Origin of the sequence: Amycolatopsis sp. lyj-109, from assembly GCF_046548995.1 — a bacterium.
Classification (GTDB): domain Bacteria; phylum Actinomycetota; class Actinomycetes; order Mycobacteriales; family Pseudonocardiaceae; genus Amycolatopsis.
Map to the genome: position 1 here is coordinate 1 of NZ_JAJPWR010000024.1, position 24438 is coordinate 24438.

General features: G+C 72.9%; 26 protein-coding genes. 10 read left to right on the forward strand and 16 right to left on the reverse strand.

The genetic code is table 11. The features are described from left to right. Positions 1 to 192: 192 nt before the first annotated feature. Both ACLJQF_RS38155 and ACLJQF_RS38160 read right to left on the reverse strand, forming a co-directional pair. Positions 193 to 687 (reverse strand): pyridoxamine 5'-phosphate oxidase family protein, encoded by a 495-nt coding sequence (locus tag ACLJQF_RS38155; protein ID WP_410615149.1) that lies wholly within the window; start codon positions 685 to 687, stop codon positions 193 to 195. 94 nt (positions 688 to 781) lie between these two features. Continuing rightward, the gene (locus ACLJQF_RS38160) at positions 782 to 1315 is read right to left on the reverse strand and encodes a TetR/AcrR family transcriptional regulator (protein ID WP_410615150.1); all 534 of its coding nucleotides are present in this window, start codon (positions 1313 to 1315) and stop codon (positions 782 to 784) included. A gap of 77 nt (positions 1316 to 1392) precedes the next feature. Here ACLJQF_RS38160 and ACLJQF_RS38165 point away from each other — a divergent pair, with 77 nt between their 5' ends. Next, on the forward strand, positions 1393 to 2604 hold the full coding sequence (locus tag ACLJQF_RS38165) for an FAD-dependent monooxygenase (protein WP_410615151.1): 1212 nt from the start codon (positions 1393 to 1395) through the stop codon (positions 2602 to 2604). 195 nt (positions 2605 to 2799) lie between these two features. Here the strand turns inward: ACLJQF_RS38165 and ACLJQF_RS38170 are convergent, their stop codons facing one another. Genes ACLJQF_RS38170 through ACLJQF_RS38185 form a run of 4 tightly spaced genes read right to left on the reverse strand, consistent with a single transcriptional unit; the run spans position 2800 to position 8142 of the window. After that, positions 2800 to 3882 carry an SWIM zinc finger family protein gene (locus tag ACLJQF_RS38170; protein ID WP_410615152.1) on the reverse strand — a complete coding sequence of 361 codons (1083 nt, stop codon included), beginning with the start codon at positions 3880 to 3882 and terminating at the stop codon, positions 2800 to 2802. Next, entirely contained in the window at positions 3879 to 6389 is a 2511-nt protein-coding gene (locus ACLJQF_RS38175; protein ID WP_410615153.1) for a DEAD/DEAH box helicase, read from the reverse strand. The genes ACLJQF_RS38170 and ACLJQF_RS38175 overlap by 4 nt, the downstream gene beginning before the upstream one ends. 44 nt (positions 6390 to 6433) lie before the next feature. Then, a complete protein-coding gene (locus tag ACLJQF_RS38180; RefSeq protein ID WP_410615154.1) occupies positions 6434 to 7216 on the reverse strand; it encodes an ABC transporter permease in 783 nt (260 codons plus the stop codon). After that, positions 7213 to 8142: an ATP-binding cassette domain-containing protein gene (locus ACLJQF_RS38185; protein ID WP_410615155.1), complete on the reverse strand. Its 930-nt coding sequence runs from the start codon at positions 8140 to 8142 to the stop codon at positions 7213 to 7215. Before ACLJQF_RS38185 ends, ACLJQF_RS38180 begins: the two co-directional genes overlap by 4 nt. A gap of 80 nt (positions 8143 to 8222) precedes the next feature. Between ACLJQF_RS38185 and ACLJQF_RS38190 the strand changes: the two genes are divergently transcribed. Further along, positions 8223 to 9008, forward strand: coding sequence for a TetR/AcrR family transcriptional regulator (locus ACLJQF_RS38190; RefSeq protein ID WP_410615156.1), 786 nt, complete (start codon positions 8223 to 8225; stop codon positions 9006 to 9008). A gap of 35 nt (positions 9009 to 9043) precedes the next feature. Here the strand turns inward: ACLJQF_RS38190 and ACLJQF_RS38195 are convergent, their stop codons facing one another. Further along, positions 9044 to 10240, reverse strand: coding sequence for a cytochrome P450 family protein (locus ACLJQF_RS38195; RefSeq protein WP_410615157.1), 1197 nt, complete (start codon positions 10238 to 10240; stop codon positions 9044 to 9046). Positions 10241 to 10326: 86 nt separating this feature from the next. Here ACLJQF_RS38195 and ACLJQF_RS38200 point away from each other — a divergent pair, with 86 nt between their 5' ends. From ACLJQF_RS38200 to ACLJQF_RS38220, 5 genes are read left to right on the forward strand one after another with little or no spacing between them, the layout of a single operon-like run. Next, complete coding sequence (locus tag ACLJQF_RS38200) at positions 10327 to 11397, forward strand: TetR/AcrR family transcriptional regulator (protein ID WP_410615158.1); 1071 nt, start codon at positions 10327 to 10329, stop codon at positions 11395 to 11397. 21 nt (positions 11398 to 11418) lie between these two features. Next, entirely contained in the window at positions 11419 to 12693 is a 1275-nt protein-coding gene (locus ACLJQF_RS38205; protein WP_410615159.1) for an RNA polymerase sigma factor, read from the forward strand. Continuing rightward, entirely contained in the window at positions 12690 to 13448 is a 759-nt protein-coding gene (locus ACLJQF_RS38210) for an alpha/beta fold hydrolase (protein WP_410615160.1), read from the forward strand. The genes ACLJQF_RS38205 and ACLJQF_RS38210 overlap by 4 nt, the downstream gene beginning before the upstream one ends. 1 nt (position 13449) lies before the next feature. Further along, a complete protein-coding gene (locus tag ACLJQF_RS38215) occupies positions 13450 to 13785 on the forward strand; it encodes a YciI family protein (protein ID WP_410615161.1) in 336 nt (111 codons plus the stop codon). After that, positions 13785 to 14270, forward strand: a complete 486-nt coding sequence (locus tag ACLJQF_RS38220) for an AraC family transcriptional regulator (protein WP_410615162.1) — start codon at positions 13785 to 13787, stop codon at positions 14268 to 14270. The genes ACLJQF_RS38215 and ACLJQF_RS38220 overlap by 1 nt, the downstream gene beginning before the upstream one ends. A gap of 307 nt (positions 14271 to 14577) precedes the next feature. Here the strand turns inward: ACLJQF_RS38220 and ACLJQF_RS38225 are convergent, their stop codons facing one another. Both ACLJQF_RS38225 and ACLJQF_RS38230 read right to left on the reverse strand, forming a co-directional pair. Then, positions 14578 to 15030: a DUF1772 domain-containing protein gene (locus tag ACLJQF_RS38225; RefSeq protein WP_410615163.1), complete on the reverse strand. Its 453-nt coding sequence runs from the start codon at positions 15028 to 15030 to the stop codon at positions 14578 to 14580. A gap of 17 nt (positions 15031 to 15047) precedes the next feature. Next, positions 15048 to 15869, reverse strand: a complete 822-nt coding sequence (locus ACLJQF_RS38230) for an NAD(P)H-binding protein (RefSeq protein ID WP_410615164.1) — start codon at positions 15867 to 15869, stop codon at positions 15048 to 15050. A gap of 82 nt (positions 15870 to 15951) precedes the next feature. Here ACLJQF_RS38230 and ACLJQF_RS38235 point away from each other — a divergent pair, with 82 nt between their 5' ends. Continuing rightward, on the forward strand, positions 15952 to 16884 hold the full coding sequence (locus ACLJQF_RS38235) for an AraC family transcriptional regulator (RefSeq protein WP_410615165.1): 933 nt from the start codon (positions 15952 to 15954) through the stop codon (positions 16882 to 16884). A gap of 1 nt (position 16885) precedes the next feature. On the opposite strand, the gene ACLJQF_RS38240 is transcribed toward ACLJQF_RS38235, so the two are convergent. From ACLJQF_RS38240 to ACLJQF_RS38260, 5 genes are all read right to left on the reverse strand, one after another. Next, a complete protein-coding gene (locus tag ACLJQF_RS38240; RefSeq protein ID WP_410615166.1) occupies positions 16886 to 17317 on the reverse strand; it encodes an SRPBCC family protein in 432 nt (143 codons plus the stop codon). Continuing rightward, positions 17314 to 17661, reverse strand: a complete 348-nt coding sequence (locus ACLJQF_RS38245) for an ArsR/SmtB family transcription factor (RefSeq protein WP_410615167.1) — start codon at positions 17659 to 17661, stop codon at positions 17314 to 17316. Before ACLJQF_RS38245 ends, ACLJQF_RS38240 begins: the two co-directional genes overlap by 4 nt. A 27-nt stretch (positions 17662 to 17688) precedes the next feature. Continuing rightward, complete coding sequence (locus ACLJQF_RS38250; RefSeq protein ID WP_410615168.1) at positions 17689 to 18765, reverse strand: hypothetical protein; 1077 nt, start codon at positions 18763 to 18765, stop codon at positions 17689 to 17691. A 178-nt stretch (positions 18766 to 18943) separates the two neighbouring features. Beyond that, positions 18944 to 20134 (reverse strand): RNA polymerase sigma factor, encoded by a 1191-nt coding sequence (locus tag ACLJQF_RS38255; protein WP_410615169.1) that lies wholly within the window; start codon positions 20132 to 20134, stop codon positions 18944 to 18946. After that, positions 20131 to 20475 carry a YciI family protein gene (locus tag ACLJQF_RS38260; RefSeq protein WP_410615170.1) on the reverse strand — a complete coding sequence of 115 codons (345 nt, stop codon included), beginning with the start codon at positions 20473 to 20475 and terminating at the stop codon, positions 20131 to 20133. The genes ACLJQF_RS38255 and ACLJQF_RS38260 overlap by 4 nt, the downstream gene beginning before the upstream one ends. A 93-nt stretch (positions 20476 to 20568) precedes the next feature. Between ACLJQF_RS38260 and ACLJQF_RS38265 the strand changes: the two genes are divergently transcribed. Next, complete coding sequence (locus ACLJQF_RS38265) at positions 20569 to 21603, forward strand: site-specific integrase (RefSeq protein WP_410615171.1); 1035 nt, start codon at positions 20569 to 20571, stop codon at positions 21601 to 21603. A 1-nt stretch (position 21604) separates the two neighbouring features. Here the strand turns inward: ACLJQF_RS38265 and ACLJQF_RS38270 are convergent, their stop codons facing one another. Further along, on the reverse strand, positions 21605 to 21769 hold the full coding sequence (locus ACLJQF_RS38270; RefSeq protein ID WP_410615172.1) for a hypothetical protein: 165 nt from the start codon (positions 21767 to 21769) through the stop codon (positions 21605 to 21607). A 25-nt stretch (positions 21770 to 21794) separates the two neighbouring features. Here ACLJQF_RS38270 and ACLJQF_RS38275 point away from each other — a divergent pair, with 25 nt between their 5' ends. Beyond that, on the forward strand, positions 21795 to 22304 hold the full coding sequence (locus tag ACLJQF_RS38275) for a CGNR zinc finger domain-containing protein (RefSeq protein WP_410615173.1): 510 nt from the start codon (positions 21795 to 21797) through the stop codon (positions 22302 to 22304). Here the strand turns inward: ACLJQF_RS38275 and ACLJQF_RS38280 are convergent. Beyond that, positions 22301 to 24415 (reverse strand): DUF1707 domain-containing protein, encoded by a 2115-nt coding sequence (locus ACLJQF_RS38280; protein WP_410615174.1) that lies wholly within the window; start codon positions 24413 to 24415, stop codon positions 22301 to 22303. The genes ACLJQF_RS38275 and ACLJQF_RS38280 overlap by 4 nt on opposite strands. Positions 24416 to 24438 lie beyond the last annotated feature (23 nt).

Genomic DNA, 24438 nt, shown 5'->3' on the forward strand with positions numbered 1-24438 from the left:
TCCGGCTTACCGTCCTGCCGTGGCTTGTCGTGAGTGGTATTTAGGGTTCTAACCCTAAATACCACTCACGACAAGCCACGGCAGACCACCCGGCTACCACATCCGACGACTTCGCCACAGCACCATCTGACGTACCCAACGCCACTGGGGCGCATCGGCCCGGGAGTCAAACATCGAGCGCGCCGCGGTCCGCTAGCCGACGCGCTCGGCCCGCTGCCGGGCCAGTTCCTCGACCGCGCTGGGCAGGGTGGTCTCGAAGTCGATCAGCTTGGCCCAGGTCGGGGTGATGATGATCCGGACCATGCCGTCGTAGAGCGAGCGCACCTCGCGTTCCCATTCGACCCGCTGTTCGGGGGTCATCTCGTAGCTGCCGTTCATCTGCAGGTACTCCTCCGGGATGCCGTCGACGACGTCCAGTTCCGCGCGGCCGCGGACGAGGAGGATCGTGGGCGGATGCACCTCGGTGTCGATGGTGAGGGCGACCGCGGGGTTGGCGCGCAGGGACGGCAGCTTCGGGGAGTTCTTCGCCGTGCACAGGACGATGTGCGTGCCGTTCCAGGTGAAGGCGATGGGGATCGAGCGCGGGGTGCCGTCCTTGGCGACGTAGGCCAGCCGGGTCACGTCGCGGGCCAGTAGTTCGCGGCTGAGCGGGCGGTTGAGCACCTCGGTGATCTCGTTCTGCTGCATGGTCGGTCTCCTTCTCCGTGCCGGGGCCTTCGTGGTTGCTTCTGCCCCTGGGACGGAGCCGGCGGAGCGTTCTCGACACACGCCGGGGAGATTCTCAGCGGCCGAGTGCGTCGAGGGCGCCGGCGACCGCGGCGGCCTTGAGGTCGGCGACGGGGACGTCGGGGAACTGCATGCAGACGTCCTGCAGGCCGCCGAGGGCCAGGATCGCCCTGGCCTGCTGTTCGAGGGTCGGCGACGGGCCGCTGATCAGCTCGGTGAGGCGGGTCCGCCAGCCCAGGACGCGGTCGACGAGCCCGAGGTCGGCCAGGGTCGGCAGCTCGGACAGCAGCATGACGACGTCGGCGCGGTGGCGGTAGTTGAAGTCGAAGAAGCCTTCGATCAGCTCGCGCACCGGCGCGTCGCCGCGGGCTTCCTGGTCGAGGAGGAACTTCTCGCCGTCGTCGAGCAGGGGTTGCACGATGCTGCGGACCAGGTCTTCGCGGGACTGGAAGTGGTAGTAGAGCGCGGGTTTGGTGATGCCGAGCCGGTCGGCGATGTCCTGGAGGCTGGTGCGCTGGACGCCTTGGCTGGTGAACAGGTCGCGGGCGACGTCGAGGATGCGCTGCTTGGTGTCGGAGGGCTTCGGCACCGCCCCAGCATAACTGACTTAACGATAGGTAAGGAACTGTGGTACAACTTACCTACCGTTAAGTCAGGGAGGTACTCGTGCGGATCCTCGTCTCCGGCGCCAGCATCGCCGGCCCGGTGCTGGCGTACTGGCTCACCCGCCACGGCTTCGCCGTCACCGTCGTGGAGCGCGCGCCGGCCCTGCGCAAGACCGGCGGCCATGCCGTCGACCTGTTCCGGCCGGCCATGGACATCACCGAACGGATGGGCGTCCTGCCGCGGGTGGCGGCCGTCGCCACCGGCACCACCCGGATGACGGTGCACCGCGAAGGCAGCGACAAGCCCATCCGGGTGGACCTGGCGAAGGTCTTCCAGGCCACCTCCGACCGGCACGTCGAGGTGATGCGCGACGACCTCAGCGAGATCTACTACGACGCCGGCCGCGACGCCGTCGAGTACCTCTTCGGCGACTCGATCACCGGCATCTCCCCCGACGGCGACGTCACCTTCGAGCACGCGCCGGCACGCCGCTTCGACCTCGTCGTCGGGGCCGACGGGCTGCACTCGAACGTCCGGCGCCTGGTGTTCGGGGACGAGGCCGGGCTGACGACGTTCATCGGCGCGTACCTTGCGGTGCTGTCCCTGCCGGACGCCCTCGGCCTCGACGGCGAAGCCGTCACCCACCTCGGTCCCGGCCGCACCGCCTCCCTCTACAGCGCCGGGCACCTGGACGACGCGCGCGCGGTGTTCCTGTTCCGCCGCGACGAGCCGCTCGACTACCACCACCGGGACGTCCCGCGGCAGCAGCAACTGCTCCGGGCAGCTTTCTCGGGGATGCACCCGCAGGTCGCCGGCTGGCTGGCCGGCCTCGACGGCCCGGGCCCGTTCTACTTCGACTCGATCACCCAGCTGCGGCTGGACACGTGGTCCCGCGGGAGGGTGACGCTCGTCGGCGACGCCGGATACTGCCCCGGCCCGGCGGTCGGGGGCAGCACGAGCCTCGCCGTTCTCGGCGCGTACGTCCTGGCCGGCGAGCTGGCCGAGGCGAACGGGGACCACGAGCGTGCCTTCGCCGCCTACGAGCGGGAGATGGGCGAACTGGTGCGCCGCAGCCGGGCGTTCGCGATGGGCGCCGCGCGAAGCCTGATCCCGGCGTCGCGCTCCGGGGTGTGGGCGCTGGCCCGCGGCGGGCAGCTGGTCTCGGCACTGCCTGCCGGGCTGACGCGGGCGATCGCGAAGCTCAACACCGGCGGCGTGCGCATGCACGACTCGATGCGGGTCAAGGACTACGCGGCGAAGGCGACGGCCTGACGCTGGAGGGGACCCGCGGGCCCCCTCCAGCCACGACGGCGGGATCTTCTCGAACTCTGTCGGTCACCGGCGGAAACCGGGCGGGCGCGCGGAAAGGAACCCGCGCGCCCGCACCCCCAGTGGCCCGGCGGAACCCGCCGTCAGGGGACAGGAGACAACGAGTACCGCGCTGGATACGGGGCAAAGTGACGGATTTCAGCCCACCAGCAACCCCGGATCGTTCTCCGGCGCCCCCGCCGGCCACCACTCGTCCCCCTCGCGCCGGTACGGGTGCCACCGGCCCCGGCGATCCAGCCTCAGCTGCACCTCGCCGACCGTGCACCGGTTCCGCTCGAACACCGGCTCCTCCTCGGCCTCCGCCAGTGCCGCCCGCGCGGCCGCCACCACGGCTTTCGGCGGCGTCCACGGCGTCTCCAGCACCTCCAGGCCGTCCTGCCCGCCGTACCGCCACGCCGCAACCGCCCGCGCCGACCCCGCACCCAGCCGCGCCGCCGCCGAGGGGAACTCCGCGGCCAAGCGGACCGCGTCGTGCCGCCGCCCCGGCCACGGCCGCCCCTCCGACAACGCCCGCGCCTGTCCGGCGGCGTTGGCCACCAGCAGCGCGAACGTCTCGGCCGGCACCCCGGGTGCCGCCGGGATCGACGGGGCTCCCGACGGCCGGAACGCGGCCAGGTCGGGCAGCTCGCCCGGCACCCGGTCCGCCGCCGGTTCCGCGACCGGCACCGGCGCCGTGCGGCTCTCCAGCTCGTCGCGGATCTCCCGCTCCCCCTTGCCGCGCATCAGCAGCAGCAGGAACGGGTCCGCGTCGAGCAGCCAGGAAGCCTGGAACGACAACGCCGCCGCGTGCCGGCACGGCAGCTCCCAGCCCGGGCAGTCGCACTCGGGATCGAGGTCACCGATGCCCGGCAGGAGGTCGACGCCGGCCGCCTCGACCAGGTCGGGGGGCAGGTCGCGGTCCAGCAGCGCCGCCAGGTGCCCCGCGCGGGAGGCGACGCGGTCGAGCAACCGCGTCCAGTCCGCCTCCGGCAGTTCCGCCAGCCGCAGCTGCGTGCGGTACGGGCCGCCGTCGGCGTCCTCGACCACCGCCGCGATCCGGCCCGGGCTGACCGTGATCGGGCCGACCAGGCCGGCCGCGGCGTATTTGCGGCCCTTCTTCAGCTGACGCAGGTCCAGCGCGGTGTCCTCCATCGCGTGCACCCACGCCCGGCCCCACCACGAACGGGCGAGGTGCCCGGCCGCGCCGAACGCGGGAAAGCCGCGTACCCGGTCGTCGCTCATCCGCGGCTCCTCAGCTCGACGAGCTCGGCCAGCTCGGTGTCCGACAGTTCCGTCAACGCGGCCTCGCCGCCGGCCAGCACGGCCTCGGCCAGTGCCCGCTTCTCCCGCAGCATCGCCGCGATCCGGTCTTCGACCGTGCCCTCGGCGACGAGCCGGTGCACCTGGACCGGCCGGGTCTGCCCGATCCGGTACGCCCGGTCGGTCGCCTGGTCCTCCACCGCCGGGTTCCACCAGCGGTCGAAGTGCACGACGTGGTCGGCGCGCGTGAGGTTCAGCCCGGTCCCGGCCGCCTTCAGCGACAGCAGGAACACCGGTACCGCACCGTCCTGGAACCGCGCCACGAGCTCCTCCCGACGCGCCACCGGCGTCCCGCCGTGCAGCAGCTGCGTCGCGATCCCGCGCCCGGCCAGGTGCTTCTCCAGCAGCCGCGCCATGGCGACGTACTGGGTGAACACCAGCACCGCGCCGCCGGTGGTGAGGATCGTGTCCAGCAGCTCGTCGAGCAGGTCCACCTTGCCCGACCGGCCACCGGGCTCTTTGAGGTACTGCGCCGGGTGGTTGCAGATCTGCTTGAGCGCGGTCAGCAGCTTGACGATCCGGCCGCGGCGGGCCATGCCGTCGCTGGCGGCGATGTCGGCCATCATCTCCCGCACGACCGCCTCGTACAGCGCCACCTGGTCCGTGCTGAGCGCCACCGGCCGGTCGGTCTCGGTCTTCGCCGGCAACTCGGGCGCGATCCCCGGATCGGATTTCCGGCGCCGCAGCAGGAACGGCCGCAGCAACCGCGAAAGCCGGTCCGCCGCCACCGGATCCCCGGCCTCGATCGGCTTCGCCCAGCGCGTCCGGAACTCGCTCAGCGACCCCAGCAGCCCGGGCGTGGTCCAGTCGAGGATCGCCCACAGTTCCGAGAGCGTGTTCTCCACCGGCGTGCCGGTCAGCGCCACCCGCGCCGCCGACGGCACCAGCCGCAGCGCCTTCGCCGTACCCGAGCGGTGGTTCTTGACGTGCTGGGCCTCGTCGGCGACCAGCAGCCCCCACCGCACCCCGGCCAGCGGCGCCGGATCGGTGCGCAGCGTGCCGTAGGTCGTGAGGACGAACCCGGCGGCATCCTCGACGTCGTCCAGGGACCGGGCGCTGCCGTGGAAGCGCCGCACCGGCACGCCGGGGGCGAACCGGCGGATCTCGCGTTCCCAGTTGCCCAGCAGCGAAGCCGGGCACACCACCAAGGTCGCCCCCGCAGCCCGGTGCAGGTGCAGCGCGATCAGGGTGACCGTCTTGCCCAGGCCCATGTCGTCGGCGAGGCACCCGCCGAGGCCGAGCCCGGTGACGGTGGCCAGCCACTGCAGCCCCCGCAGCTGGTAGTCCCGCAGCGTCGCGGCCAGCCCGGCCGGCGGCGCCGGTGGTTCCGGAGGCTCGGACAGCCGTTCCCGCAGCCGCGCCAGCCAGCCGTCGGTGACGACCTCGACCACCTCGCCGTCGACCTCGGTGCTCCCCGACAGCACCGCGCCCAGCGCGTCGACCGGGGTCAGCGGTTTGAGGGCCCGCTCCCGCGCCTTCGCCGCCAGCGCCGGGTCGACCAGCACCCACCCATCGCGCAGCCGCACCACCGGGCGGCGTGCCTCGGCGAGCGCGTCCAGCTCCGCCTCGGTCAGCACCGCACCGCCCAGGGCGAGCTGCCAGTCGAACGCCAGGGCGCGCCCGCCGCCGAAGAACGACGGCAGGTCACCCGGGGTGTCCCCGGCGCGGACGACGGCCCGCGCGGTCAGCGACCCCGCCAGCTCGGCGGGCCAGTGCACGTCGATCCCGGCCGCCGCCAGCCGTGGCGCCGCGGCCGCGACCAGCTCGGTGACGTCGTCCTCGGCCAGCTCCAGCTCGGCCGGCACGGCCGAGGTCAGCAGCGGTCCCAGCGCCGGCCACACCTGCGCGCCGCGGCGCAGGGCCAGCAGGACGTCGATGCGCGCCCGCGGCCCGAACCGCCCGGTCTCCCACAGCTCCGCCGCGTCGGCGACCTGCCCGGGGTCGGCCAGGCTGTGCACCTGGACCACGGCGTGGAAGCGGCCGGAGCCGAACCCGTCCGGGGCTTCGAGCCGCAGCGACACCCGGATTCCCGAGTCCAGGCCGGCGGCCAGATCGTCCGCCCAGACGCGCAGGGAATCCGCGCGCTGGGGCGCGACGGCGGCGAACAACCGCGTCCCGGCCGCCTTGGCCGCGGCGGGAGTGCGGGGCAGCGTGTCGGCGACGGCGTCGAGGAACGCCCGCAGCAGCGGCCCCGGCGCGCGGTCGTCCGGGGGCATCGCGGCCGCGAGGTCGCGCAGCCACGCGGCTTCCGCCGGTTCCAGCGGCCCGGCGCGCCAGGCGTCGTGCCCGGCCGCGGTGACCCCCGGCAGCAGCCGCCCCGCGGCGACCAGCCGCACCGCTGCCTGCGCCGCCGTCGCCCAGAAGGCGTCGGCGCCGGCCAGCAGTTCCGGCAGACCGTCCGCAATGGACAGCTCGCGGCCGTCGACCACCAGGCGTCCCGCCCGCGGTGGTTCGCCCGGTTCGAAGTGGACGTTCAGTTCCCCAGCCTCCCGTACCGGCGCACCGACAACGGCACGAACACCGCCAGCAGCACCAGCGGCCAGACCACGGCCATCGGCACCGCGTGCGAGCTCACCCAGGACGTGCCGGCCGCGCCCGGGTTGCCGAACAGCACCCGCGCCGCGGTCACCGTGGCGGACAACGGGTTCCACTCTGCCACGGCTCCCAGCCAGGCCGGCATCGTCGAGGTCGCCACGAACGCCCCGGAAAGGAACCCGAACGGGAATTCGAGGGTCTGCGCCAGCGACACCATCGACGGATCCGACGTCAGCAGGCCCAGGTAGATCCCGGCCCACACCAGCGCCATCCGCAACAGGAGCAGCAGGCCGAGCGCCGCGAGGGTCTCGCCCGGGCTGCCGTGCGGGCGCCAGCCGACGGCGAGCCCGCAGCCGACCAGCACCGCCAGCGCGAGCACCGCGTTCACCAGATCCGCCGCCACCCGCCCGGTGAACACCGCCGACGGCGCCATCGGCAGCGACCGGAACCGGTCGGTGACGCCCTTGCCGGTGTCGTCCAGCACCGCGATCATCGTCCCCGAGAGCCCGAAGGCCATGGTCATCGCGAACATCCCCGGCATCAGGAACTCGCGGTAGGAGCCGCCGCCGGGCACGCTCATCCCGCCGCCGAGCAGGTAGGCGAAGATCAGCACCATCAGGATCGGGAAGGCCACCACGCCGGCCAGGCGGGCCGGGCGCCGGCCCAGTTGCGCCAGATAGCGCTGGGTCAGCGTCCAGCCGTCTTCGAGCGCCCACCTCATCGCGACACCTTCCCCGTCAGCTCCAGGAACACTTCGTCGAGCGTCGGATGCCGCAGCGCGACATCGGCGAACGCCAGCTCGGTCGCGGCCAGTTCACGCACGACGTCGGTCAGCATCGACGGCTCGGCCGGCGCGCTCACCCGCAGTTCTTCGGTGACCGGCTCGGCGCCGGTGACCCGGGCGAGCAGCCCGGCCGCGGCGCCGAGGGCGTCGGGGTCGGTGAGCACCAGCTCGATCCGGGTCGCCCCCAGCGAGCCCTTCAGCTGCGCCGGGGAGCCTTCGGCGATCACCCGGCCGTGCTCGACGAGGGAAATCCGGTCGGCCAGCCGGTCGGCCTCCTCCAGGTACTGCGTCGTGAGCAGCACCGTCGTGCCGTCCGCGACCAGCGACCGCACCGCCCGCCAGACCTCGGCGCGGCTGCGCGGGTCCAGCCCGGTCGTCGGCTCGTCGAGGAACAGCACCCGCGGCGCCGCCAGGAGCGAGGCGGCCAGGTCGAGCCGCCGCCGCATCCCGCCCGAGTAGGCCGACACCGGCTTCGACCCGGTATCGGCGAGGTCGAACCGTTCGAGCAGGTCGTCGGCGCGGCGGGTGGCCTCGCGCCGGCCCAGGTGGTGCAGCCGGCCGAAGAGGATCAGGTTCTGCCGTCCGGACAGGATTTCGTCGACGGCGGCCTGCTGCCCGACCAGCCCGATCGAAGCACGCACTTTCGCCGGTTCGGTGGCGACGTCGAACCCGGCCACCCGGGCGACACCGCCGTCGTGGCGCAGCAGCGTCGAGAGGACGCGGACCGCGGTCGTCTTGCCCGCACCGTTGGGTCCCAGCAGGCCGCACAGGGTGCCGGCCGGGACGGAGAGATCGAACCCCTCGAGGGCGTACGCGTCGCCGTAGCGCTTGCGGAGTCCCTCGGCGTGAATGTGTGCGGTCATCGTCCCCCACTAACTCTGTACGCTGTACGAAGAAGAGGTTAGCACAACTCTGTACGTCGTACGGAAATCGGGTGGGCAGAATGACCGGCGTGAGCACGCAGGAGAACGGTGACGGCGACCCGCGGCGGGCGATCGAGCTGCTCTGGGGCGTCGCGGCACCCCCGCGCCGCGGCCCGAAACCCAAGCTGGCCACCGCCGACGTCGTGCACACGGCGGTGGCGCTGGCCGACGCCGACGGCATCGAGGCCGTCACCATCCGCCGGGTCGCCGAACAGCTCGGCGTCTCCCCCATGTCGCTCTACACCTATGTGCCGGGCCGGGCGGAGCTGCTGGACCTGATGATCGACCACGTCCACGGCGAACTGGCGGCTCCCGAAGAGGGGCTCGGCTGGCGGGCCGCGCTGACCGCCATCGCCGAAGACCAGTGGACGCTGTTCCACCGCCACCCCTGGCTGCTGCAGGTCACCACCAGCCGGTCGGCACTGGGCCCGCACAGCTTCGCCAAGTACGAGCGGGAGCTGCGCGCGATCGACGGCATCGGCCTCGGCGACGTCGAGATGGACGCCGTGGTCAGCCTCGTCACCGGCCTGGTCCGCGCCACCGCGCGCAGCTCCCTCGACAACGCCCGACTCGTCCGCGCCACCGGGCTGACCGACGCCCAGTGGTGGGAGCGCGCGTGGCCGGTGCTGGCCGGCATCCCGGCCGCCGACGCGGCGCACTACCCGATCTCCTCCCGCGTCGGCCAAGCTGCCGGTGAGGCCCACAACGCCGCCGAGAACCCGGCCTACACCTTCCGCTTCGGCCTGGCCCGGGTCCTCGACGGCATCGAAGCGCTGGTCAGCACCCGCCCCCGGCGTCTTGAATGACTCATTCCTGGCGTGCGACGCCAGGAATGAGTCATTCAAGACGTGCGGACCGGCGGTCGGAGCGCCAGCAATAGCCGCGCCGGGCGCCAGGTCCCGCCGTCGGGCGCCCGCGGAACGTCCTCGGTGAGCGCCAGGTCCGGGAAGCGCGCGAACAGCGACGACAGCGCCACCTCGGTCTGCACCCGCGAAATCGAAGCGCCCAGGCAGAAGTGCGGCCCGTGCGAGAAGCCCAGCTGCGCCGGCCCCGAGCGGGTGACGTCGAAGCGGTCCGGGTCGTCGAACGCCCGCGGGTCGCGGTCGGCGGCCACCATCGCCGCCGTCACCCGCTCGCCCTCGCGGATCAGCTCCCCGCCGATCTCGACGTCCTCGCGCGCGAACCGCGGCGTGGTCAGCAGCTGCGGGCTGCACCAGCGCATCAGCTCCTCGACCGCCCCCGGCCACCACCCGGCGTCCGCACGCAAGAGGGCCAGCTGGTCCGGGTGCCGCAGCAGCGCTTCGACGGCGTTGGCGATGAGGTTCACCGGTGTCTGCCCACCCAGGACCAGGTGCCAGACCAGGGTGACCAGCTCGGTGTCGGTGAGCCGGTCACCGTCCTCGGCCTGGATCCGCACCAGGTCGCCGATGAGGTCGTCGCCCGGCTCGGCCCGGCTGCGCGCCACGGCTTCCTTCGCGCCTTCGATGATCGCCGGGATCGCCGCGGCGAAGTCCGGCCCCACCCCGCTCGAGACCGCGGCGCCATAGCCGCGCCAGCGGGGCCGGTCGGCTTCGGGAATGCCGACCAGCTCGCAGATGACGTCGATCGGCAGCGGCCGCGCGAAGTGCGGAACCAGGTCGACGACGCCGTCCTCGGCGTGCCCCGGCAGTTCGTCGAGCAGCCGGGCGGTGATCGCCGCCAGCCGGGGCCGCAGCTGCGCGGCCCGCTTCGGCGTGAACGCCGGGGCGACCAGGCGCCGCAGCCGCAGGTGCTCTTGGCCGTCCTTCTCGGCCATCGTCTCCAGGTACGCGAGGCAGTGGTCGGGGATGCCCGGCGGCCGCATAAAACTGCCGGAGTTCACCTCGAACCGGGCGTCGCCCAGCATCGCGCGCGCTTCGGCGTAGCGGGTCACGGCCCAGAACGGGCCGAACCCGGGGATGACCAGCCTGGCCACCGCGCTCGCTTCCCGCGCGTGGTCGTAGGCGGTGAACGGGTCGGTCAGCACCTTCGGTTCGGTCAAGTCGATCTCGGGGGTCATCCACCACTCCAGATGTTGATATCAGATGTTCTAATCATCTCAGTGGTCACGGTATCTTGGCTCGCGATCCCACGGCAAGGAGGACCATGGTCAGGCTCAGCAGGGCGCAGACCCAGGAACGCAACCGCGCCAAGGTGCTCACCGCCGCCCGCGACGAGTTCGCCCGCCGCGGCTTCCGCGAGGCGAAGATCGACGTCATCGCCGAACGCGCCGAACTCACCCGCGGCGCGGTCTACTCCAACTTCCCCGGCAAACGCGCCCTGTACTTCGCGGTACTGGCCGACCTCGCCGAACGCGCGCCCCGGCCCGCCACCCCACCGCGGGACCCGTCCGCGGCCGACGTCCTGGCCGCGTTCGCCCGCGCCTGGATCGCCCGGCTCCCGCTGTCCACCGACAGCGACAGCGAAGAGGCCCGCCTCGCCCGCGACCTGCTGCCCGAGGTCCTCGCCGACGAGCACACCCGCCGGCCCTTCGCCGAGCTCATGCGCGTCGACGCGATCCTGCTCGGCCTCGCTCTCGAACGCGTCCGCCCGGGCCGCCGTCTCGTGCGGGTCGCCGAAGCCGCGCTCACCACGCTGCACGGCGCGAGCCAGCTCGCCTCCGCCGCACCGGGCTTCGGCGAGCCGTTCCACCTCGTCACCGCCTGCGCCGCCCTGCTCGACCTCGGCCTGAGCGACGACTGGCCGGCCGAGCCGCCGATCACCACCCAGGCCCGGCCCGCGAGCGCGCCGTGGCAGCCCCCGACGGCGACCGACTTGCTGACCGGCGAAGCCTTCCGGCCCGGCGACGGCGTCGTCACCGTCCTCGGCCTGCACCGCGCCGCCGCCTTCGAAGAGGCCCTCCGCACCGGCGCCGACGTCACCGCCGTGCTCGTCACCAGCGACCCCGGCGAACTCGCCCCGCTGGCCCGGCTCGCCGTCGCCGACCTGCGCGGCTGCCTCGACCAGGCGATCGCGCCACCGGCCCGGCCCCGCCTGCGCCTGGTCTGCGACGCCGGTGGCGAACTCGCGGCGGCCGCCGGCGTCACCGCCGTCAGCGACGCCACCGAGACCGCCGTCCGTGTCGAAGCCGGCCGGATCGTCGTGCGCGCCGACGGGTTCGGCGCGTGTCACGCCGCGGCTGTCGGTCCCGGACCGTCCCGTTCGTCGGGGAGCTGACCGGCCGGAAAGGAGCGGGTGGTGGATGTCGAGACCGCGGTCGCCGAGGCGTTCCGCGAGGAGTGGGGCCAGGTCGTGGCCACGCTCATCCGGATCACCGGCGACTGGGACCTGGCCGAGGAGTGCGCCCAGGAAGCCTTCGCCCTCGCCCTGCGCACGTGGCCCCGCGACGGCATCCCCGACCGGCCGGGCGCCTGGCTGACCACCGCCGCCCGCCACCGCGCCACCGACCGGCTCCGCCGCGACGCCGTCGGCGCCGCCAAGCTCAGGGAGGCCGGCCTCGTGCGAGTCCCCGACGAACCCGAACCCGACGACAGCGGCGTCACCGACGACCGGCTGCGGCTCATCTTCACCTGCTGCCACCCCGCGCTGGCCACCGAAGCCCAGGTCGCGCTCGCGCTGCGCACCCTCGCCGGCCTCTCCACCGCCGAAATCGCCCGCGCCTTCCTCGTCCCCGAAGCGACCATGTCCCAGCGGCTCGTGCGGGTGAAGCGCAAGATCCGCCACGCCCGCATCCCCTACCGCGTCCCGCCCCCGCACCTGCTGCCCGAACGCACCAGCGCCGTGCTCGGCGTCCTCTACCTGACGTTCAACGAGGGCTACTCCGCCAGCGCCGGGCCCGATCTGCTCCGCCCGGACCTCGCCGCCGAGGCGCTCCGGCTCGCCCGCGTACTCGCCGGGCTGATGCCCGACGAACCCGAAGCACTCGGCCTGCTCGCCCTGATGCTGCTCCAGCACGCCCGCCGCGCCACCCGCGTCGACGCCGGCGGCGTCCTCGTCCCCCTCGAAGAGCAGGACCGCACCCGCTGGGACACCGCCGCGATCGCCGAGGGCACCACCGTCCTGGAGACCGCGCTGCACCGCCGCAGGCCCGGGCCGTACCAGATCCAGGCCGCCATCGCCGCCTGCCACGCCACCGCCGCCCACGCCGCCGACACCGACTGGCCCCAGATCGCCGGCCTCTACGACCAGCTGCGCAAGCACGTCCCCAGCGCCGTCGTCGAACTCAACCGCGCCATCGCGATCGGCATGGCCGACGGACCGGCCGCCGGGCTCGCCCTCCTCGACGCGCTGCCGCTGGCGGGCTATCACCTGCTGGCGGCCACCCGTGCCGACTTCCTCCGCTGCCTCGGCCGCCACGCCGAAGCCGCCCACAGCTACGCCGAGGCCCGCGACCTCGCCGGCACCGAAGCCGAACGCACCTACCTCACGCGAAGAATTTCGGAACTGGTGTCGGTCCCGGGCGACGCCGTTCGTCGGGCGGGTGAAGCCCGACCACCGGAGGAACTCCCATGACGACCCTCGCCGTCCCCGGCGCCACCCTCACCTACGACATCCACGGCCCGGTGTTGCTGCTGGTCCCCGGCGGACCCGCCGACGCCCAGGTGTTCACGCACATCCGGCCACTGCTTGCCGACGACCACACCGTCGTCACCTACGACCCGCGCGGCCTGTCCCGCAGTCCCCTCGACGGCGCCCCCGGCCAGGACACCGTCCGCGACCACGCCGACGACGTGCACCGGCTGCTCGGCGAAGTCGGCCCCGCCGACGTCCTGGCCAGCAGCGGCGGCGCGATCACCCTGCTCGAGCTCCTGCGTCACCACCCCGCCGACGTCCGCACGGTCGTGCTGCACGAACCGCCGGTCACCCGTTACCTGCCCGCCGACGTCCGGAACGGACCCGACATCCCGGCCCTGTTCCGCGACCACGGCCTCGCCGCCGCCTTCGCCGCGTTCATGAAGGTCGTCGGCGTCGACCCCGCCCCGCCGCTCGACCCGCGCGCCGAAGCCAACTTCGCCTACTTCTTCGGCCACCTCATGCCCGCGACCGGCGCCTACGAACCCGACCTCGACACGCTCCGGGCGACACCGGCGCGGCTGGTGGTCGCCGTCGGCGAGGAGTCCGCCGCGCTGCCGGTCCACCAGGCCGCCGTCGGGCTGGCCGCGGCCCTCGGCGTCGGCACCGAGGTGTTCCCCGGGGGCCACGGCGGATTCGACACCGACGCGGAAGCCTTCGCCGCGCGCCTGCGCGAAGTCCTGAAAGGATGCTGACATGCAGTACCTGCTGATGATCTGCGGCGACGAAACCGCCGAAGAACATGCTCACGACGGCTGCGGCGGCTGGAGCGAGGACATGGAACGCCGCGGGAAGATCCGCGGTGGTGGCGGCCTGCGCCCGCCGTCGGAAGCCACCACGATCCGCGTCCGCGAAGGTGAGGTGCTGCTCACCGACGGGCCGTTCACCGAAGCCAAGGAACAGATCGGCGGCTTCGTCGTCCTCGACTGCGCCGACCTCGACGAAGCTCTCGAACTCGCGGCCCGCCACCCCGCCGCGACCTACGGCAGCATCGAGGTCCGCCCGATGCTCGGACCGGAGGACTTCGCCTGATGCCTGCCGTGGTCGAGCGGCCCGCCCAGCGCTACGTCGCCGAACGCGCCACCGTCGGCATCCCGGACTTCCCGCGGATCGCCGACCGGCTGCCACCCCTGATCGGCACCCTCGCCACCGGCGGCGTCGCCCTGGCCGGAGCCCCGTTCTTCCGCTACCGGGTGCTGCACCCCGGCCCGCGGTTCACCGTCGAAGCCGGCGTCCCCATCGACGGCGAGCACACCCCGGACGAGCCTGCCTTCCTCGGCGAACTCCCGGCGGGCCGGTACGTCCTGGACACCTACGTCGGCGCTCCCGGCGGCCTCGCCGCCGCCACCGAGGCCGTCCTCGCCTGGGGTGCCGCCGAAGGTCTCACCTGGGACCGCACCGACGGCTCCGACGGGGAGGTCTGGGGCTGCCGCCTGGAAGTGCTGCGCAGCAACCCCCGCGAGGTCCCGGACCCCACACAGTGGGTCACCGACCTGCTCTTCCGCATCGACGGCTAGTACTACAGGGACAGTTCTTCGGTCGGCGTGGCAGTGGTGGCTGGTCTGCCGGGACAGGAACGGCCAACTTACCGCTCGCAGCAGCCAACTCACGCACCGCAACGGCCAACTCGCCGGACACGCAGGTGAGTTGGCTGCTGCGGTTGCTGAGTTGGCCGTTGCGGTTGGTGAGTTGGCCGTTGCGGACTCCCCGCGCTGTCGGTAGTCACGTGACCGTTGGGCCTGACGCGCCGTACCGCTCACGACAGGTGCGGCAGGCCGGCCGGCCGGGTTTTGCCAGGTCGCGCGCACAAGTGTCCCTGAAGTACTAGCCGCGCCCGGTGAGCACGGCCGCGACCAGGCAGCCGAAGCCCGCCGTGCTCACCAGCGCGCGCAGGATGTTCCAGCGCACCCACGTCGTCTCGAACGCCGCCCGCACCGCCGCGTAGTCGTCGCCACCGCGGTCGAGGGCGTTGTTGAGCGGGATGTTGACCGCCCCGGTGATCAGCACCATCGCCACCAGCAACACGAACCCCGCGATCACCCACGGCCGCGGCCCCGGGTGCAGGAACACCGCCACGCCCGCCAGCAGCGGCGCGCCCAGGAACGTCAGCATGAACACCGGGTTCACGATCGCGAGGTTGATCCCGCGCATGCCCTCGACGAACGTCTTGTCGTCCGCGCGCGCCAGGCCCGGCAGCACCGAGCAGGCGTAGGCGTAGAACAACCCCGCGATCAGTCCCGCCGCGACCAGCGCGGCCACCAGTACCACCGTCGACATCGGTTTCCCCTTCTCCGTCACCGCGTCCAGACCCCGGTCGCCGCGGCGACCCGCGCGAAATCGGCGAAATCCGTCGCCGGACGGCCCAGCACCCGCGCCACGTCCGACGTCACCGACTCGTTGCGGCCGTCCAGCACGTGCGCGAACAGCTCGGTCAGCGCGCCGACCTCCGCCTCGGGCACCCCCTGACTCGCCGCCGCGGTCGCGAACTCCGCTGCCGAAACCGGAACATAGCGGACATCCTGCCCGGAGGCGGCGGCAATCTCCGCGGCCGCGTCGGCGAAACTCAGCAGCCGCGGCCCGGTCAGCTCGTACAGCTCGCCGGTGTGGCCGGGTTCGGTCAGCACCTTCACCGCGACGTCGGCGATGTCGCGGACGTCGACGAACGGCTCCGTCACCGTCCCCGCGGGCAGCACGATCTCCCCGGCGCGCACGGCGTCGAGGAGGAAGTGCTCGCTGAAGTTCTGCGCGAACCAGCTGCACCGCAGGATGGTCCAGCCGGTCCCGGCCGCCCGGACGATCCCTTCGCAGGCCTCGGCTTCCTCTTCGCCGCGGCCGGACAGCAGCACCAGGTGCCGTACCCCGGCGGCCACGGCGAGCTCGGTGAACGCCCGGATGTCGTCGGCGGCCTGCGGCACCACCAGATCGGGGTAGTAGGTCAGGTAGACCGCGTCGACGCCGGCGAGCACCGCCGCCCAGGTCCCGCGATCGCTCCAGTCGAACGGCGGCGCCCCGCGCCGCGACGTGATCCGCACGCCCACGCCGCGTTCACGCAGCCGGTCCGCCACCCGGCGCCCGGTCTTGCCGGTGCCACCCACCACCAGGAAGTTCGTTGTCATGCCGTTCAGTCAAGCGGCTACCGGTGAGACTCTCCATGGTTCAAAGCCTCGATCCCATGTTCCAGCGTCTACAGTTGGCAGTATGGACCCGCTCGCTGCGCTCCTCGACGGACCTCGCGCCCATGGCGCGTTCCTGCTGCGCTCGGTGCTGACCCCGCCGTGGTCGCTGCGCATCGAAGACCGGGCGCCGCTGACCGTGGTGTCGGTGGTGCGCGGCGACGCGTGGATCGTGCCCGACGGCGGCGAAGGCGTCGTGATGGGGGAAGGCGACGTCGCGATCACCCGCGGCCCGGATCCGTACCTCGTCGCCGACCACCCGTCCACCCCGCCGCAGGCGCTCATCCTGCCCGGCCAGGAATGCCGCACCCCCGACGGTGGTCACCTGACCGAACTCGCCGACGTCGGGGTCCGCACCTGGGGCCACGGCACCGACGGCCCGGTCGTGCTGCTCACCGGCACCTACGGCATGGAAGGCGAGCTGAGCAAACGGCTCCTCGCCGCGCTGCCGCCGGTGCTCGTGCTGCGCGCGGCCGACTGGCCGACCCCGCTCGTCGGACTGCTCGCCACCGAGATCGGCAAGGACGTCCCCGGTCAGGAAGCCGTCCTCGACCGGCTGCTGGACCTGTTGCTGATCGCCGCGCTGCGCGCCTGGTTCGACCGGGCGGACACCAGCGCCCCGGCGTGGTACCGAGCACACGAGGACCCGGTGGTCGGCCAGGCACTGCGGCTGCTGCAGCACCAGCCGGCCGAGCCGTGGACGGTTGCCAAGCTCGCGGCCGACGTCGGGGTGTCCCGGGCCGCGCTGGCTCGCCGCTTCGCGGCCACGGTGGGCGAGACCCCGATGGCGTACCTGACGGGGTGGCGGCTCGCGCTGGCCGCGGACCTGCTGCGCCAGCACCCGGAGACGACGATCGCCTCGATCGCCCGCCAGGTGGGCTACGGCAGCGCGTTCGCTCTCAGCGCGGCGTTCAAGCGCGAGTTCGGCGTCAGCCCGCAGCACTACCGGCTTCGGTGAATCACTTCAGTTCGTCGCCGAGCCGATCGAGCCAGTCGCCGGTGCCCTGTTCGCGCCACTCCGGCTTCTCGGCGCCGTCGAGGAAGGTGTCCTGCTCGGTGAGCACCAGCCGGGTGCCGTCACCTTCGGCGAACAGCTCCACGGTCGTGGTCGAGACGGTCGCGAGCGCGCCGTCGCCGGTGAGCGTGCCGGAGAAGACGATCCGCTGCTCGGGCACGATGTCGTGGTAGGTCGCGACGAAGGTCAGCACGCCGCCGGCGGGGGTACGGCCTTCGACGGCTTCCCGGCCACCGGCGCGGAAGTCCAGCTCGTGCTCGCCCGCGGAGACGAACCAGCGTTTCTTCGCCTCCGGGTCGGCCCAGGCGGCGAACACCCGCTCCGGCGGCACCGGGTAACTGCGCTCGAGGCTGAACGTGCTGTGCAAGACGGTCATGACGTGCTCCCTTCCGTGGTCTCCGGCCCGGCGAGGAAGTCGCCGAGCCGGTCGAGCCTGCTCTCCCACGTGGTGCGCTGAAGCCCCAGCCACTGCTCGCCGGCGCGCAGCATCTCCGGCTCGATCCGGCAGGTGCGGACGCGGCCGGTCTTCTCCGACCGCACGATCCCGGCGGTCTCCAGCACCTGCAGGTGCTGGACGACGGCGGCGAGCGACATGGTCAGCGGCTCGGCCAGCTCACTGACCGACGCCGGGCCGCGCACGAGCCGCTCCACCAGCGCCCGCCGGGTCCGATCACCCAAGGCACGAAACACCAGGTCCAGCGACTCCTCATGGTTAAGCACCTACTTAAGTTAACGCGGCCGCGGCGATCAGTCAAGTAACTGCTTAAGTGTTTCGGGGAGGTCAGGTGTCTTCCGCAGGACCGTGAGCACGCCTGCCAGCTCGCGTTCGGCGGCGTCGGCCCGGCCGGCCGCGATACGCAGTTCGGCGCCGAGGTTCGTCGTGGTGTCGTGCATCGACCGGACGGTCTGCTCGTGCGCCGCCTGCAGCTCGGCGAGCCGCTGGTCGAACCCGGCACGCAGGCGCTCCGCCTCCGCGCGGGCACGGTCGAGGGCCGCTTCGTGCGCCGCGGCCGCCTTGGCGTGGTCGCCGCGTACGGCGTCGAGAGCGGCCTCCTGCGCCGCGCTTGCTTTCGCGTGCTCGTCACGTGCGGCGTCGAGGCGTTCCTGGAGGGCGTCGGCGCGCGCGGCGGCGGCCTGACCTCGACCGCGTTCCTCTTCCAGCGTGGTTCGCGCGGCCGCCAGCTCGGCGGTCAGCGTGGCGATCACCGCCGCGCGTTCGCCGGCGAGTGCCGCGGACGCATCGGCCCGATCGGCGACCCGGGCGAGTTCGTCGCGGACCGCGGTCAGCTGCCCTTCGGCCCGCTGTTGCTCCTGGAGGGCGGCCCGCCGGGCGGCGCGCTCCTCGTCCCGCTCCCCGAGCGCGGCCGCCCGTTCCCGCTCCGCTTCGGCCGCCGCGGCGACGGCGGATTCGGCGATGTCCCGGGCCTGGGCGGCTTCGGCTTCCGCACGGCCACGCTGCAGGCGGTGTTCGTCCGCCTCGGCGAGCGCGGCGTCCCGTTCGGCCAGAGCGGTGGTGGTCGTCGCCTCGAGCTGGTGGCGCAGCGTCGTCAGGGTCTCGACGAGCCCGCGGGCCGGTTCGAGTATCCGGTCGACCTGGCCGGCGAGCGTCGTGACGGCGGTGTCGTCCAGCTCGGTGTCGCTCTCCCGCAGCGACTCGGCGTCCGAGAGCACAGCCTCGGCGTCACGGCAGCTGAGGTTGCGGCGGCCCCAGGTTTTGCCGTCCTGACAGAAGCGCGCCCGGCTCCCGCGTCCCACCGCCGGCGGCAGCGGTGCCCCGCACCTCCGGTACTCGCATACCCGCACCTGACCTGCATCTTCCGTCATGGTTGCCACCCTATCAAAGATTCTAATCAGAACTAAAAGCAACTGTTCTAAATCTAAAGATTAGATAGAGTGGTCTTGAGTTCGGATAAGGTCACATATCCCAACTCAGAACCAGACAGAAGATCGAGGGTGCACCGAGGTCAAATTCGGGCCCCGAAAAACTGGGACCCTCAGAACGTCAACCGCGAGTTGACGCGCGCTTCCGCTCCAGCAGCGCCCGCTCCGCGGCGTTGTGGGTGAGATCGATGGCCGCCGCGTAAGCCGCGGCCGCCTCCCCTGGCCGGCCGGCCCGGTCCAGGAGGTCCGCCCGGATCGCATGGAACAGCGGGAACCGCGGCAAGTCGAGGTCTTCGACCAGCTCCAGCGCCACGGCGGGGCCGTCGACCTCGGCGACCGCCACCGCCCGGTTCAGCGCCACCACCGGCGTCGGCGTGTGCGCCAGGAGCTGGTCGTAGAGCGCCTTGACCTGGAACCAGTCCGTGGGCGCGTCACTGTGGACGGCCTGGATCGCCGCCTGGATCTGGTACGGGCCCGGCTGGTTGCGGCGCAGGCAGCGGCGGACGATCTCCTGGCCCTCGGCGATCAGGTCCGCGTCCCAGCCTGACCGGTCCTGCTCGGCCAGCAGCACGACTTCGCCGGATGAGGTCGTGCGTGTCTCGCGGCGGGCGTCGATCAGCAGCATCAGCGCCAGCAGACCCCAGACCTCGGGCTCGTCCGGCATCAAGCCCGCCAGGACGCGGGTGAGCCGGATCGCTTCGCGGCACAGCTCGGCGCGGATCAGCTCCTCCCCCGCGCTGGCCGCGTAACCTTCGTTGAAGATCAGGTACAGCACGGCGAGCACCGCGGCCAGCCGCGCCGGCAGGTCCGCGTCCCGCGGGACGCGGTACGGGATGCCCGCGTCGCGGATCTTGTTCTTCGCCCGGACGATCCGCTGCGCCATCGTCGGCTCGGCGACCAGGAACGCGGCCGCGATCTGACCGGTGGTGAGCCCGCCGAGCAGCCGCAGCGTCAACGCGACCTGCGCCGGCCGGGCCAGCGCCGGGTGGCAGCAGGTGAAGATCAGCCGGAGCCGCTCGTCGGGCACGGCGCCCTCCTCCACGGACTCGGTTTCGGTGTGGAGCAACGCCCCCTGGGCGTGCTTGTCGGCCCGGGCCGCCTCGCGGCGCAGCCGGTCGATCGCGCGGTTGCGGGCGGTGGTGATGATCCACCCCGCCGGGCTCGGCGGGAGCCCGGCGGACGGCCACCGCCGGACCGCTTCGGCGAACGCGTCCTGCACCGCTTCTTCGGCGACGTCGATGTCGCCGAAGACCCGTACCAGGACCGACACCGCGCGGCCGTACTCCGCGGCGAAGACGTCCTCGACGCTCATCCTTGGAACGGCCGCACCTCGACCGGCAGCGGGGCGACGGCGTCGGCGAGCCGGCCGCCCCAGGTCAGCGCGGCGTCGAGGTCGGGCGCGGTGATGATCGTGAACCCCCCGAGGTGTTCCTTGCCCTCGGTGTAGGGGCCGTCGGTGACGAGGGTGTCGCCGTCGGCGGCGCGCAGCACGGTGGCACTCGACGGCGGGTGCAGCCCGCCCGCGAACACCCACGCCCCGGCGGCCTTGAGGTCGGCGTTCAGCGCGTCGAGCTTGCGCACGATGCCGTCCAGGACTTCCGGCGATGGGGTCGGGCCGTCGGGCTGGTAGATGCTGAGCAGGTACTGCTTCACGTCGTCCTCCTCGGATCGGGCTTCCGACGTTGATACGAACGGCACCCGCGTGGATCGACACGTGAACCTACCGAGATCCCGTAACCTCGGCGCGTGCCCGAGCTGGAACCGGTGACCGACGCCGCGCTGAGCGCCCACGAGCGGCTGGCGCTGCTGGACGAGGCCGCCGCCCGGCACGTCGACGAGCAGCGGCCGCCCAACACGCTCAAGGCCTACGCCCAGGACTGGCAGGTCTGGCAGGACTACACCACCGAGGCCGGGATCCCGCCGCTGTCGGCGACGATCGGCGCGCTGACCGGGTTCGTCGTGTGGCTGGAACGCGGCCGCACCCTGCGGCCGGACGAACGGGCCGTGCCCGAAGTACCCGAACGGGCGGCCCCGGCGGCGCCGTCGACGATCGAGCGGCGGCTCACCGGCGCACTCGCCGGGCTGCGCCACCACAAGGTGATCGTCGACCCCGAAGCCAGCCGCGCCGCGTGGCGGGCTCTGAAAGGATATCGGCAGCGGCTGGCACGGGAGGGCGTCCAGCGCGGCCGCGGCAAGGCCACCATGGTCACCCTCGCCGACCTGCGCGCGATGTCGCGAGCGTGTCCCGACACGCTCGCCGGCGCCCGCGACCGGGCGATGCTGCTGATCGGTTTCCCGATCGCCGCGCGCTGCTCCGATCTGGCGAACCTGCTGGTCACCGACGTGCAGCCGGTCGACGACCGGGGGCTGGCGGTGACCGTGCGGCACGGCAAGAGCACCGGCGACATGGTGGTCCCGCGACGCGAGAGCGCCGACACCGACCCGGTCCGGGCGTGGCACGCCTGGCGGTCGGGCGCGGGGATCGCCGAGGGGCCGGCCTTCCGCCGCGTGGATCGGCACGGCAACGTCGGCGAGCCCGCGTTGAGCACGACCGGCGTCAACCAGATCCTCACCCGGGCGGGGGTCCGCGCGGGGCTGCCGTACCCGGTGACCGGGCACTCGCTGCGATCCGGGTTCGCCACCGAGGCGCGCCGGGCCGGGGCCGACGACCTCGCGATCGCCGACCAGGGCCGCTGGGTTCGCGGCAGCCGGGCGCTGTACGAGTACATCCGACGGGTCGACCAGTGGAACGACAACGCGGCGGGCGCACTCGACCTCTGAGCTACGGCACCGATCGGGTCGCGCCGACGACTTCGCCGTCCCAGCGGGCGAGCCAGCTGCCGCAGACGCAGCGCACGTAGTCGAGCCGGGGAGTGACGGGCTGCGCCGCGGCCGCCGGGAGTTCGGCGAGCGGCCAGCCGCAGCGGGGGCAACGGTTCCGGTCCATGCCCCGATCGTGCTGTAATGGCTCAGTGCACTTCAACCCTTACGGCGGCCCGGCCGCGCTGGTGGCCGCCGACCTGGTGAACGCCGGTTCCGCGAGCGAGCTCCTCGACGGGATGGTCCGCAACGGCATGGCCATCCCGGCCCTCACCGACGGCGAAGCGATCGTGATCGGCGCCTGGAGCCGCCGCCTGCGGCCGGTGTTCGCCGCCGCCGTCGCCGACCGTCCGGAGCTGGTCAACGAGCTGCTGGCCGAAGCGGCGTGCCGCCCGTACATCACCACCCACGACGGCAAGCCGCCCCACCTGCACTACTCGGCGGAGGACGCCGGGCCGGTCGGTCGGGTCCGCGCGTACACCGCGGGCGGGCTGGCCCACCTGGTGTGCGAGGCCCCGGACCGCCTGGGCATCTGCAACCGCGAAGGGTGCGAAACGGCGTACGTCGATACCTCGCGCAACGGGCGTCGCCGGTTCTGCTCGACGCGCTGTGCCACGCGGGTGCACGTCGCCGAGCACCGGGCCCGGCAGGTCAGCGCCTAGGTCAGCTCGTGGACGGCCGCGGCGGAGCTGTCGTCGGACAAGCCGAGGACCAACGTCCGGTCCGGGAGCGCGACCGCGCTGAGGAGGTCGCCCCACAGCTCGAGCCGGTACGGCAGTTCGGAACCGTCCCGAAGGTCGCGCACCGTCGTGTTCCGCTCGTAGTCGCAGGCGACCGCGATCGGGGTGCCGTCCGGAAGGGACGTGCACACGACCGCTTCCTGGGCGTCGATCAGGCCGGTGATGGTGTGGCGCAGGGCGCGGCGCCGCAGGTCCCAGATGCGGATCGTCTTGTCCCGGCTCACGGACACGGCGATCGGCGTGCCGTCGGGCAGTGTCGTGGTGTCGATCGCCTGCACGGAATCGGTGTGGCCGCGCAGCTCGAACCGGGTCTTCCCGTTCTTCAGGTCCAGTGCCTTGATCGGACCGTCCCAGTCGGTGGCCAGGGCGACCGCCGTGCCGTCGGGCAGCACCACCGGGTACATCCCGTCGACGCACACGTCGTAGGAGCTGTTGGCGACCTTCCCGAGTGCCTGGTGGTCCCGCAGGTCCCACAGCCGGATCCCCTCGGACACGTTGTGGACGACCACGGCCGGCGTGCCGTCGGCCAGGGACAGGCAGCTCACCCCGTGCGGCTCGTAGCCCACTTTCAGGGGCGCGCTGCGTTGCGACCCGTCACGGAGGTCCCACACCCGGGCGGTCCGGTCCGGGCTGACCGTCACCGCGACCGGGACACCGTCCGGCAGGACCATGGTCGCGATGCCCACCACGTCGTGGGTGTGGCCGTCGAGCGTGTGCCGCCACGAGTCGTCGGACAGGTCCCACACCCTGGCCGTGTTGTCCCGGCCGCCGGTGATCGCCACCGGGGTGCCGTCGGGCAGGACCAGCGCCGTCATCGACTGGAGGTCGCCTTTGTGCCGGCCCAGCGTTCGCGTGCGCGGCGGCTCCTCCTCCTCGGGTGTCCACTCGGCCGGGTCGACGTCGGCCCACGTCGCCTGCTCCTGCTCCGGCTGCGGCGCGGCCGGCCGGCCCTGCGTTCGCGGGCGTCGCGGCTCCTCCTTCGGTGTCCACTCGGCCGGGTCCACGTCGACCCACGTCGTCTCGGCGAACACCGGCGGGAACCGGATGTCGGCGTTGGCAGCGCTTTCCGCGGCGATGGCCGCGGTCATGGTGCGCTTGGCCCACAGCAGGACCCCGACGAACACGATCGCCACCATCGACCCGACCACGATGGCGGCGGCGGTCAACCCCGCCATCCCCAAGACGATCACGATTCCGATCATGGGGAACAGCCCGAAGCCCGCGACCTTGGCCGCGGTCATCCCGGCCTCGAACGACGGCGGCTGCGGCGAGGGCAGGACGACCGGCGGCGCCGGTGGCAAGGCGGTCGGCGGCGCCGGTTCCGGAGCCGGTTCGGGCAGGTCCGCCACCAGCCTCGTCAGCTCGTCGCGCAGCCGCGCCGCGTACACCGCGCGCACCCGCTCGTCGAACTCCGGCAGGTCGAGCACCCCCGCCTCGACGGCCTCGTGCAGCTGCGCCACCACGGCTTCCCGATCCACATGGGACGCCCGCGGCGACCGGGCCGCGCCCGCACCGGCGGGCAGATCGGCCACCAGCGCGGCCAGCTGCGCGTCGCTCGTTGCCCGCCGGACCGCGGCCACCCGGTCGTGCTGCTCGGCCGGATCCAGCAGCCCACCGGCGACCGCGGCCTCGATGCGCGCGACGGCCTGATCGCGTTCGGTGTGACTGGCCTTGGCATCCAGCTTGCCGACCACGGCATCGACGTCGGCGTAGGTGACGGCCCGGTTCAGCAGTTCCTCGGCGCCGGCGTAGGCGCGTGCGTCGAGGCGTCCGTCGGTCAGGGCACCGGCCAGCCGGACCAACGCCTGTTCCCGGTCGGCGGCGGAGATCCGCAGTTTCGGCCCGGTCCGGCCGGAACCATCGGGCAGATCGACGACGGCCGGCGTCAGGTCCTTGCGCACCCGGGCGGCCTGGACGACCGTCAGCCGCCGTTCGTACTCGGCCAGATCGAGCCGGCCTTCGCGCAACGCCGCGTCCAGTGTGCGGGTGGCCGCCGCGCGGGCTTGATCACCGATTCGGACTTCCCCAGTCATCGCGGGAGAATAGCGACCCGTCC